Here is a 12,127-nt window from a genome sequence, read left to right on the forward strand (position 1 = left end):
CGGCTTATGGCAGTGAATTATATAGCAATACGAGGAGGAGCAGGCGTGTGAAACTCACTTTTATTTTAGGCCGGGCCGGCTATGGCAAGACCTGGCAATGTATTAATGAAATAAGTGCACGGCTGGCCGAATTGCCTGACGGCCGGCCGCTTATTTTTATTGTGCCGGAACAGGCCACCTATGAGGTTGAACGGGCTCTGGCCGCGGCCTGTCCGTCAGACGGCTTTGTCAGAGCCCATGTCGTGGGTTTCCGCCGCCTGGCTCACCGGGTGCTGCATGAGACCGGGGGGGCTGCCAGGCCGCATATTTCCGAATTGGGCAAACGGATGGTTTTCAGCCGTCTGCTTATGGAAAATAAGGCGAACTTTAAGCTGCTGGCCCGGGCAGCTGCCGAAAAGAGTTTTGCTGCCACCGTTGAAGGTCTTGTCAAAGAGTTTAAAACCTATGGCATTAGGCCGGACAAGCTGCATGAACTGGCCGGTGACGAAGCCTGCCAGGGCAGTCAGGCGCTGGCAGGAAAAGTTCACGATTTGGCACTCTTGTACCAGGGCTTTGAGGATTTCCTGGCCGGACGGTATACAGACCCGGAAGATTATCTTGGTTTGCTGGCCGAAAAGATTCCGGAATCGAGTCTGCTGCAGCAAGCCGAGGTATGGGTGGATGGCTTTGCCTGGTTTACGCCGCAGGAATATGCAGTACTTACCGCCATCTTGCAAACCGCGGCGGCTACAACAGTTACCCTTTGCCTGGAACAGCCTGATACTTCGCTCCATGCCCGGGAAGAAGCGCTGTTTTACCGCCAATGGGAAACCTACCGTAAAATCAAGCAGTTGGCGACAGGGCTAAAGTCTGAGGTTATATACCGGGAACTGCCTGTACCGCACCGTTTCCGGCGACCGGTGCTGGCGGTGATAGAACAACAGTTTTTTGGCGGGAAAAGCCAGGAGGTGCCGGCTGTTGACAATAGCTTTATCCTGGCTGAAGCCGCCAACCGCCGGACCGAAGCTGAGGCCATTGCCTGCGAAATGATCAGGCTGAGCCGGGAGGAGGGCCTGCGCTGGCGGGATATGGCCATTCTTATCCGGGACATGGATAGCTATGCCGAACTGATGGCCACCGTACTGGCCGACTATGCCATCCCGTTTTTCCGGGACAACACCCGGCCGGCAGTCCATCACCCGCTGGCAGAACTGGTGCGTTCCGCGCTGGATATTGTGCTGGAAAAGTGGAGCTATGAGCCGGTATTTCGCTGCCTAAAAACCGATTTGGTACCGGTAACGCGGGATGAAGTGGATATTTTGGAAAACTATTGCCTGGAATTTGGTATTCGCGGTTCGCGCTGGACAAATCCGGAGCCCTGGCCTTTCCGCCGCCGCTACTCGTTGGCCGAGGACGAGTGGGCCGGCGATGAACCCGGTCCGGATGACCAGGCGCATTTGGCTAAGATTGATTCCATCCGCCGCCAGGGTACGGAGCAGTTGGTAACTTTGTCCGGCAAATTAACGCCGGCGCTGCGGGAGGGTCTGCCACCGCTCAAGCTGGTACAGGCTGTCTATGATTTTTTAACCGGCCTGCAAGTGGCAGACAGGCTTACGGCCTGGGCGACTGCCGCCGAGGAAGCCGGGGATCTGGAGCAAGCCCGGGAACATCAACAAATGTGGCCCAAGCTCATCGAACTGCTGGACCAGATTGTCGATACCTTTGCCGACCAGCCGCTGACGCTGGAGGAGTTTGCCGCCATTGTCAATGAGGGGTTGGAAGGCACTAAACTGAGTCTGATTCCGCCAGGGCTTGATTATGTGACAATTGCCGCTTTGGAACGCACCCGGCGGCTGAAGATAAAAGCAGCCTTTGTGCCTGGTGCCAGTGACGGTGTATTACCGCGCCGCCGCCGGGAGGAGGGCTTATTAAGCGACAATGACCGGGCGCTGTTAAAAAAGCTGGGGCTTGAACTTAGTGGCGGCGCGATGGACGATGTCTTTGCCGAACAGTTTTTAGTATATACGGCCCTGACCCGGGCCAGCCGGTTTCTCTGGGTGAGCTATCCCCTCGCAGATGCCGAGGGCAAGGCGTTGGCACCCTCCCCGATTGTCAGGCGCCTCAAGGAAATTACCGGCAGTACGCCGCTGGCCCTGCCGGTTGAGCCGCCGCCCGGGCGGGAAGCCGGATATCTAGCCAGGCCGGAGCGGGCTTTGGCAGCGCTCGCCGGAGCACTCCGGCTGTACCGGGAGACCGGACAGATGAGCCCGGCGTGGTGGGATGTTTATAATTGGGCGCTGACTGCAGACAATTGGCGTGACCAATTAACAATAAAGCTTGCCGGACTGTTCCATCATAATCAGCTTGGACGGCTGCAACCCGGCTTGCCTGGCAAGCTGTATGCGAGAAATGGTGTGCTGCGCGGCAGCGTAACCCGGTTTGAAGCCTTTCGTGCCTGTCCGTTCAAGCATTTTGCCCAATATGGCCTGGCGCTTAAGGAGCGGTCTCTGTATCAGTTGCAGTCCCCGGACCTGGGACAGTTTTTACATGCTGTTCTCAAACAGTTTGGTGACCGGCTGGCTGAAACCGGCCAAAGCTGGGGTGACATAACTCAGAATCAGATTGGTGAGTTGTGTACCGGTATTGTAACCGAACTGGCGCCCAAACTGCAGAATGAAATCCTATTAAGCAGCAAACAGCATGAGCATCTGGTAACACGGCTGACACGGCGGGCTGTGAAGGCGGTAAGCCGCCTGGCCGCCTGGGCGAAGGTCAGTCAGTTCAGGCCACTGGCTTTTGAGCAGGCGTTCGGGCGGGGGCAGAATGCACTGCCGCCGTTAACGCTGGCATTACCTGAAGCCAAGGTGGAAGTGGCCGGACAGATTGATCGCCTGGATATCGGCGAGTACGACGGGCGGCAATATGTACTGGTGATTGATTACAAATCAGGCGGAGCCTGGCTCAGTCTGACTGAGGTATACTATGGCCTTAAGCTGCAGCTGCTTACCTATTTGCTGGTGGCAATGAACGCCAGGCAAGGTAAGGATGCCTGTCTGCCGGCCGGTGTGCTGTATTACTTCTTGAAAAATCCTGTTGTGTCGGCCGCGACCCTAAGGACACCGGAACAAATTGAGAAGGATATCAATGCCAGACTCAAAATGCCGGGCTGGCTGCTGGCTGACACCACTATTGCCGGTATGCTGGAGCAAACACTGGACGGCTGGTCGGAGTTTTTCAAGATCGCGCTTGGCAAAAAGGGTTTTTATGAAAGCTGTATGGACAAGCTGAAAACCGGTGAAGAGTTCGAACTGTTATTAACCCATGTGGAGCAGGAGTTACTGGCAGTAGCTGCCGATATCTTAGCGGGGGAAACCGCTATCAGGCCGTATCGTCTGGATAAAGCCACCCCGTGCGGCTATTGCGATTTTCGCCCGGTATGCCAGTTTGACCGCAACCTGCCGGAAAACGACTATTTGGTGTTACCCAGACTGGCGGATCAGGAAATACTTAATGAGCTGCGTCGGCGCAAAGGAGGCACAGAGTAATGCAATGTTCACCAGAACAACAGGCGGCCATCGAGACCCGCAATCATAATCTATTAGTGGCTGCCGCTGCCGGGTCAGGCAAGACATGGGTACTGGTGGAGCGCATCATCAGCCGGATTGTTGACCCGGCTGAGCGGCTGAGTGTTGACAGCCTGCTGGTGGTGACCTTTACCAATGCCGCTGCCAATGAAATGCGCAGCCGTATTGGTGAGGCGCTGAATGCGGTGCTGAATAAGCCGGAATTGACAGACCCTGACCTTAGACGGCATGTACAGCGGCAACTGGTGCTGCTGAATGCTGCCAATATCTCCACCTTGCATGCTTTTTGCCAAAGCCTGGTGCGGCAGTATTTTTACCTATTGCCGGTTGAGCCCAATTTCCGGATTGCCAATGATACGGAAATCACCCTCATTAAGAGTGATGTACTGGAAGCGGTGTTTGAAGAGGGCTATACGCAGGCCGACCCTGATTTTCTGACCCTGATTGAGCATTATGGTGACGAAGCCGGCGATGATTCGCTGGCCGGATTGGTGCTTAAACTGTATGAATTTTCCCGGAGCCATCCCTGGCCTGAAGACTGGCTGAACGGCTTGCCCGGCGTTTTTGCGCTGGCGCCTGAGGCTGATTTTGACACTACGCCCTGGTCTGATTTGGTACGGGACAAAATTATTTTGGACTGGGAAGATGCCAGGCAGGGATTGACCGCGCTGCTGGAGGAGGCCCAGAGACCGGGGAATCCGGCACCCTATGGGGAGACCTTTGCCGAGGATATCCGGATTATTGATCAGCTGCTGGCGGCTGCCCGTACCTCCTGGTCAGCCTTGGCTGCGGCGCTGGCAGAGGTGAGTTTTCCCCGGATTGCAGCGGTAGGCAAGGAAGTGCCTAAAGCAGTCAAAGATTATTTCCAGGGACAGCGTAATAAAGCCAAAAAACGTATTACCGATGCTCGGGCGGCATATTTTGAACGCAGCGGCCAGGAACTTGTCCAGGATTTGCGTCAGGCGCAGCCGCTGGTTATGGCCTTGGTCAAACTTGTTAAGGCGTTTGCCGCAGGCTATCTACAGGCCAAGCAGACTAAAGGGGTAGTAGATTTTAACGATCTGGAGCATTTATGTCTGGCGGTGCTGCGGGACGCCGCAGCTACCCCGGCTGATTCCAAGCCGTCGGCGGTGGCGGTCGGCTTGAAAGCAAAATTCAGCGAAATTATGGTGGATGAATACCAGGATACCAACCGGGTGCAGGAAGAAATCATCAGGCTTGCTGCCAATGAGGCACAGCCCAACCTGTTTATGGTGGGTGATGTTAAGCAGAGTATTTACCGTTTCCGGCTGGCCGAGCCGGCCTTGTTTATGGATAAGTACCATAATTACCGCTCAGGTGCGCTGGCCGGTTGTAAACGTATTGATTTGAGCCAGAACTTTCGCAGCCGGGCGGGGGTGCTCTATGCGGCTAATTTTTTGTTTGGGCAGTTGATGACCAAGCGCACCGCAGAACTGGACTATGGCCGGGATGAACAGCTCAACCCGGGGCCTGATTACCCGGCGGTGGCGCTGGGAAGTCTGAACGGCCCGGTAGAGCTTCTGATAATTGACCGGGATAAAGCCGACGCCGCCGAGGATGAAACAGAGGGCAGTGAAGCTGCGGAAGCGCAAGGTGCGGAGCCGGAAAGCCGGGATAATCTTCTAACCGGCACCGAGATGGAAGAAGAACTGAGTGCCTTTGAGCAGGAAGCCGTCATTATTGCCCGGCGCATTTATGAGCTTATGAACGGCGGCTACCAGGTATATGATAAACAGGAGGGCGGCTATCGTCCCTTACGGTATCGCGACATTGTCATTTTACTCCGTTCGGTCCAGGGCAAGGCCCAGGCTTTGCAGGATATGCTGCGGCAAAACGGCATTCCTTGTTATGCCGAACTGGCCTCCGGCTATTTTGCCGAAACCGAAATTACCATTATGCTGGCACTGTTAGCGGTGATTGATAACCCGCACCAGGATATCCCGCTAGCGGCGGTACTCCGGTCGCCGCTGGTGGGGCTTACCGGCGACGAACTGGCCCAGTTGCGGTTATGCCGGGAGCAAGGCAGCCTTTGGGAAGCGGTGCAGGCTTATAGCCGGACACCGGTGGCCTCCCGCCGGACGATGCTTTTTTTAGAACAGCTTCATGCCTGGCGCAGTCTGGCGCGGCGCAAGGGCGTGGCCGAACTTATCTGGCGGATTTACCATGATACCGGCTATTATGATTATGTTGGCGGCATGCCGGGCGGCGTATTGCGGCAGGCAAACCTGCGGGCGCTGTTCGACCGGGCCCGCCAGTATGAGACCACCAATTTCCGCGGTCTTTTCCGCTTTTTACGGTTTATTGAGCGGCTTAAGGCTAAGGATTCCGACCTGTCGGTAGCGCGGGCGCTGGGCGAGAGCGAGGATGTTGTCAGGGTCATGAGCATCCATAAGAGTAAGGGGCTTGAGTTTCCGGTGGTAATAACGGCAGATATCGGCAAGAGTTTCAATATGCAGGATGCTGCCGGGCTGGTGTTATGTCATAAAGAACTGGGGGTAGGTCCCTATGTCACTCTGCCGGAGCTGCGTTTTCGCTATCCGACCCCGGCGCGTTGGGGAATTCAGCATAAGCTGGAGCTTGAAACCAAAGCCGAAGAATTACGCATTTTGTATGTGGCGCTGACCCGAGCCCGGGAAAAGCTTATCCTTGTGGGTTCGGCGAAAAAACTGGCGCAAAAATGCGCCGGTTGGTGCCACTCAGTGGGACAACCGGCAGAAAAGCTGCCAGCCAGTCAGGTAATTAAGGCTAAAAGCTATCTGGACTGGGTTGGTATGGCAGTGGCGCGCCATGCCGACGGCACAGTTATCAGAGAGTATGGCGGGTGCGAAAGTCTGCCGGCACCGGAATTGGCGGCACATCCTTCGGCATGGAAGGTTAACATCTATTCTGCGGACGCCATCACGCCGCTTAATCAGTCCGAACAGGCTGACGATGCATTGCTGGAAGCGGTCCGCCGTTTGGAGCCGGTGGCCGCTGGCACAGATACTAAGTGGGTGGACGATATTTTGCATTGGGAATATAGCTGTGCGGCGGCGGTTGAGAGGCCGGCCAAGCTGGCTGTGTCGGAGATTAAACGCCGGCTGGAGCTTGTGGCAACCGAAGAGGCTAAGTCTCTCTTTGAACTGCCTGCCATACACGCCCGTCCCCGTTTTCTCCAGGCTGCCACCGGCATGACACCGGTAGAGTATGGTATTATGATCCATACGGTCATGCAGCATATTGACCTTACAGGGGAATTTTCCCCTGAAGCCATTGCCGGCCAGGCTAGCTCGCTGGAGCTGCGGCAAATCTTGCTGCCAGGACAGGCTGCGGCGGTGGACTCTCAACTGATTGCCGATTTCTTTGCCTCCGGTTTGGGGCAGCGGCTCAGCAAGGCTTGTCAGGTATGGCGGGAAATGCCGTTTAGCCTGATGCTGCCGGCCGAAAAGTTTTATGCCGAGCTTACAGGCTGCGGAGAACAAATTTTTGTGCAGGGGGTTATTGATTGTCTGTTTGCTGAAGAAGACGGGTTGGTGCTGCTGGACTATAAGACCGACAGGGCAGCCTCGGCGGACGAACTTGCCGCAAAATATGCTGTTCAACTGAGTATGTACGCCCACGCGGTTGAGCGCATTCTCGGAAAGCCGGTAAAGGAGCAATACCTGTATGCTTTTGCCCTGGGGCGTGCAATCAAGGTAGAGTCTTTGGGGTAAAAGAACCGGTTCCGTAAAAATAAAAAAATCAGGCTGCATAATTAGCGGCCTGATTTTTGTTTTTTATGGGATAATGGGACGAGGGGACATGGGACGAGGGGACAGGTCCCTTGTCCCACATTATTTAATACCGAAGCAGCAGGATTAGCTTGACAAGGAGATTCTAGTAAATTACAATTTAATCAATCGATTAATTAAAACTGATACAGCTTATTAGAGCTAAGCGAGAGAGGAGTGCATTTGTGGAAAAGAACACTAAAGAAAAGTTAATTGAGGCCGGTGAAAAATTGTTTGCCCTGAAGGGTTTGGCAGGCGTATCTATTCGGGAGCTTTCGCAAGAGGCCGGAGCCAACAGTGCCCTAATTTCCTACCATTTTGGCAGCAAAGAAGGATTGTATGCAGCCGTTTTGGAAAATCAGTTTTCGCCGATCGGTGCGTTATTGGACTCGGCAGCGAGGGAAGATGCCTCTCCCACCGAAAAGATTATCAGCTATGCCCGCAATGTGGCTGTTGTACATGGAAGAGTGCCTTTTCTCACTAAGTTTATGATGGGAGAAATCCTAAATCCATCCCGGTTTTTTGAACCGGTTATCCGCAAATATATTGAACGTGCCTACCGGTTTTTGACCGATACACTTAATGAAGGGATTGCCTGTGGTGAATTCCGCAAAGATATGGACGTAAAGACGGCAGCCTTGTCCTTAGCAGGCATTATAAACTTTTACTTTATTTCCCGGCCTATTTTCCGGCATTTTGTTTCAGATAGCTCTGCACAGGACGAACAGTATGTAATGCAAGCGGTAGACATCTTTTTGAATGGGGTGAAAAATTACGATGGTCAATAAAAAGCTGCTGGCAGGTATTCTGGTTGCTGTTATCGCAGCAGGGGCGGCAGGTTATAAGTATCTAAGACCGGTAGAAAAAGGTATTACCGCAACAGGCACAATTGAAGTTACCAGAGCCGATATTATGCCTAAGGTGAACGGTTATCTGGCAGAGCTTCAGCTAAAAGCAGGCGATACGGTAATCGCCGGGCAAAAGATTGCCACAATTACGCGCGCTGATTTGGCAGCGCAGGTTGTCAGAGATGAAGCCGCATTGGCCAAAGCGACGGCACAGCTTAAAGATCTGGAGAACGGGCTGCGTAGTCAGGAACGGCAGGAATTGAGTGCAATGGCGGATTCAGCCCGCTCAGTCTATGACAAAACCAAAAATGATTATGCACGCTATCAAAGCTTACATGCCACTGGTGCTATTTCGACACAGCAACTGGAGGCCGCCCGCTCCAATATGGAGGTAGCATATAGTGCCATGACGGCAGCAAATCAGCGGTTAAGTCTGGGAGATGAGGGCAGCCGGCCAGAGGCGATTGAAGCCCAGCGGCTGGAGGTGGAACGCAGTAAGGCAGTACTGGCAGCAAGCAAGGTGCTTTTGGCAGATACAGCCGTAGTCAGCCCGATCAGCGGACTTATTCTGACGAAAAATTTTGAGGATGGTGAATATGTCAACCCCGGGGCTGCGATTTTTACAGTAGGGGATATGAATGACTGCTGGGTCAAGGTATATATATCGTCCACACAATTAGGGCAAATTGCTGTTGGCCAGGAAGCTGGCGTCAAGGTGGATTCTTTCCCCGGACGGATATTCCGGGGTGAAATTAAAGAAATCAGTCAAAATGCCGAGTTTACGCCACGCCAGAGCATTACTCAGAGTGAACGGGCTAATTTGGTATTTGCCGTAAAAGTAAAAGTGGATAATTCTGAGGGAGTCTTAAAGCCAGGCATGCCGGCCGATGTGGTGTTAAAATGATTAGTCTTACAAATGTGACAAAGCAATTTGGTACACTGACGGCAGTGGATAATCTCAGTCTGGGGGTCAAGGCGGGGACCATTTTCGGATTAGTAGGGCCGGACGGTGCCGGCAAGACGACTACTATTCGTATGATTACCGGGATTATGGCTCAAACGTCAGGAGAAATAAAACTGCTGGGAAGTCTGGACGCCGAGAAGGTCAAAGAGCAAATTGGCTATGTACCGCAAAAGTTTAGTCTCTATGGCGATCTTACTGTTATGGAAAATATTCAGGTAATGGGTGCGTTATATGGGGCGGATAAAGAACGGGTAGCAGAGTTAGGTACAAATATTTTGGCCTTTACCAACCTGCTGCCGTTTAAGGATCGCCTGGCAGATAACCTTTCAGGCGGCATGAAACAAAAACTGGCGCTGGCTGCCGGGCTAATGCACCGGCCTAAGGTTTTTTTTCTGGATGAACCTACCACCGGTGTTGATCCTGTTTCCCGGCGGGAGTTTTGGCAAATGCTATACCGGCTTAATAAAGAAGGCATGACCATCTTTGTTTCCACTCCCTATATGGATGAAGCCGAATTGTGCTCTGAGGTGGCCTTCATGAGTCAGGGCCGGATTGTGGCTTTAGGTACTCCCGCGCGCCTGAAGGCCGATTATCCCTTCCGGTTATTTGAACTTAAAGCCGAAGGTAAACAGCTAAAACATATCCTGGCCGATTGTCCGCTCATAGATGTTAATGCTTTTGGCGACAGGTATCATTTGGTTGCCGAAAGTCCGGAGGTCAGGCCAAAAGTAGAAGCTGCTTTGCAGGCTGCCGGCATTACCCATTTTTCATTACATGAAATTTCGCCATCTTTGGAGGATATTTTTGTTCACCTTGCCGAGGGAGGAGCGTCATGATGTATGCCGTAGCAACGGAAAATCTCACCCGGATGTTCGGCAATTTTACCGCCGTAAATCAAGTCAGTTTAAAAATTCCGCAAGGCAGCATTTATGGATTTTTGGGGCCTAACGGTTCGGGAAAATCAACAACTATCCGCATGCTATGCGGCATCCTGACGCCGACAAGCGGCAACGGCCACATCCTGGGCCTTGATTTGGCAACACAGGGAGAGTCAATAAAAGAACAAATCGGCTATATGTCGCAAAAATTCAGTCTGTATGATGATTTAACCGTTCTTGAAAACCTGGAATTCTATGCCGGACTTTACAATTTGTCAGCGGCCGAGCGGAAAGAACGAATCGAGAACATGCTCACCATGGCTGGGCTAAAAGACCGGCGGCAGGAGATGACGGCAAACCTTTCCGGCGGCTGGAAACAGCGCTTGGCGCTGGGCTGTTCTATTCTTCATAAGCCGTCTATTCTATTCCTGGATGAACCTACCGGCGGTGTTGACCCTAAATCCCGCCGTATGTTTTGGGATATTATTTATTACCTGTCACAGCAGGGGACAACTGTTATGGTGACTACTCACTTTATGGATGAGGCTGAACATTGTGATGCCATCGGCTTTATTTATGAAGGGAGCCTGATCGCCGATGATACTCCGGCCAGACTGAAGCAGAACCTGCCAGGCATACTGCTGGAAATTCCGACGCCAGACCCCATGGGGCTATTCGCCGAGCTGGCGGAGCGCCAAAGAGATGTTCTGGACTTATATCCTTATGGGACCAGCGTACATGCTCTTATTCGTGAAGAGCGGCTGTCTGACTATAAAGATTATGAATATAACGTGATTACCCCGTCGCTGGAAGACGTTTTTGTTTATTATGTAAAATCCAAACGCAAGGAGCTGATAGTATGATTCGGCTTAGAGCCTTGCTCATAAAAGAGTTTATTCAGATGCGGCGTGACCGGCTGACTTTCGCCATGATGGTAGGACTGCCTATTGTGCAACTGCTTGTATTCGGGTTTGCCATTAATACCGACGTAAAGCATCTGTCGACAATCGTATTTGACCAGTCGCTGCAGCAGGAGGGGCGTGACTTATTGGCGTCATTTCAGGCCAGTGAGTATTTTACTATAAAATATGTTGCCAAAGATTATCAGGAAGTAACAGCGGCGGTTGAAAGCGGCAAAGCGAAAGTCGGCATCATCATCCCTCCCGATTACACCGAAAATATCAAGCATGGGCGCAGTGCATCAGTACAGGTCATTGTTGATGCTTCAGATTCGATGGCAGCCTCATCGGCCATTTCGTCTGCCCAGTTAATTGGCCAGCTTCGCTCGCAGGAACTGCTTATTGAGCGAATGCAGGGGGCCAGCGGCAAGCCAGTCGCCCCGCCTGTCGATATCCGTATCCGCCCCTGGTACAATCCTGATTTTATTTCACCGTTTTACATGGTGCCTGGGATACTGGGGATTGTGTTGACCATGACAATGGTCATGATTACTTCCATGGCTATTGTCCGCGAGCGTGAACGGGGCACGTTGGAGCAGCTTATTGTAACGCCCATGAAGTCGCACGAATTAATGCTTGGCAAAATTATCCCCTATATATTTGTCGGGTATGTCCAGGCAACACTGGCACTGGTGGTTGGCGCACTAGTATTTGATGTGCCGATGAGGGGCAGTATTGGTCTGTTATACGGTCTTACTACGCTCTTTATCATTGCCTCTCTATCACTGGGGGTCCTCATTTCGACTGTAACGAAGACCCAAATGCAGGCCATGCAGATGTCCTTTTTCGTATTTCTTCCCAGTGTACTTCTGTCAGGCTTCATGTTTCCCCGGGAAGCCATGCCTCAGCTCTTCTACCAGTTGGGCCATCTGCTGCCGCTGACCTTTTACCTGGAAATTCTGCGCGGCATTGTGCTCAAAGGAATCGGTATCAATTTCTTATGGTCGCAGGTGTTTGCCCTTATTGTCTACATCCTGGTTGCATTGTCTATCAGTATTGTAAAATTTCAAAAGAAAATTGCTTAAGCTGCAAAGGCAAAGGGTTTTGAGAAATTTTTAGGGACAAGGGACCTGTCAGACTGTGTGAAAAGTGCATTTAAAAATTATATGAAATTACAAATATGTTAAAATATAGTTGTATACTGA

At 52.3% G+C, this 12,127-nt stretch carries 7 protein-coding genes; all 7 read left to right on the plus strand.

The features are described 5' to 3' along the window. The first annotated feature begins 47 nt into the window (after nucleotides 1–47). The gene (gene addB, locus GT1_RS16915; protein WP_188399678.1) at nucleotides 48–3,524 is read left to right on the plus strand and encodes a helicase-exonuclease AddAB subunit AddB; all 3,477 of its coding nucleotides are present in this window, start codon (nucleotides 48–50) and stop codon (nucleotides 3,522–3,524) included. Continuing rightward, the gene (addA, locus tag GT1_RS16920) at nucleotides 3,524–7,276 is read left to right on the plus strand and encodes a helicase-exonuclease AddAB subunit AddA (protein WP_188399679.1); all 3,753 of its coding nucleotides are present in this window, start codon (nucleotides 3,524–3,526) and stop codon (nucleotides 7,274–7,276) included. Before addB ends, addA begins: the two co-directional genes overlap by 1 nt. Nucleotides 7,277–7,518: 242 nt before the next feature. Next, nucleotides 7,519–8,121: a TetR/AcrR family transcriptional regulator gene (locus tag GT1_RS16925; RefSeq protein ID WP_075752162.1), complete on the plus strand. Its 603-nt coding sequence runs from the start codon at nucleotides 7,519–7,521 to the stop codon at nucleotides 8,119–8,121. After that, nucleotides 8,111–9,085 carry an HlyD family secretion protein gene (locus tag GT1_RS16930; RefSeq protein WP_188399680.1) on the plus strand — a complete coding sequence of 325 codons (975 nt, stop codon included), beginning with the start codon at nucleotides 8,111–8,113 and terminating at the stop codon, nucleotides 9,083–9,085. The genes GT1_RS16925 and GT1_RS16930 overlap by 11 nt, the downstream gene beginning before the upstream one ends. Nucleotides 9,086–9,099: 14 nt before the next feature. Next, complete coding sequence (locus GT1_RS16935) at nucleotides 9,100–9,981, plus strand: ABC transporter ATP-binding protein (protein WP_223226326.1); 882 nt, start codon at nucleotides 9,100–9,102, stop codon at nucleotides 9,979–9,981. Then, nucleotides 9,978–10,886 (plus strand): ABC transporter ATP-binding protein, encoded by a 909-nt coding sequence (locus tag GT1_RS16940; protein WP_223226327.1) that lies wholly within the window; start codon nucleotides 9,978–9,980, stop codon nucleotides 10,884–10,886. Before GT1_RS16935 ends, GT1_RS16940 begins: the two co-directional genes overlap by 4 nt. Next, complete coding sequence (locus GT1_RS16945; RefSeq protein WP_075752168.1) at nucleotides 10,883–12,007, plus strand: ABC transporter permease; 1,125 nt, start codon at nucleotides 10,883–10,885, stop codon at nucleotides 12,005–12,007. Before GT1_RS16940 ends, GT1_RS16945 begins: the two co-directional genes overlap by 4 nt. Nucleotides 12,008–12,127 lie beyond the last annotated feature (120 nt).

It is taken from the genome of Sporomusa sp. GT1 (assembly GCF_014634905.1).
In the GTDB taxonomy this organism is placed as follows: domain Bacteria; phylum Bacillota; class Negativicutes; order Sporomusales; family Sporomusaceae; genus Sporomusa; species Sporomusa sphaeroides.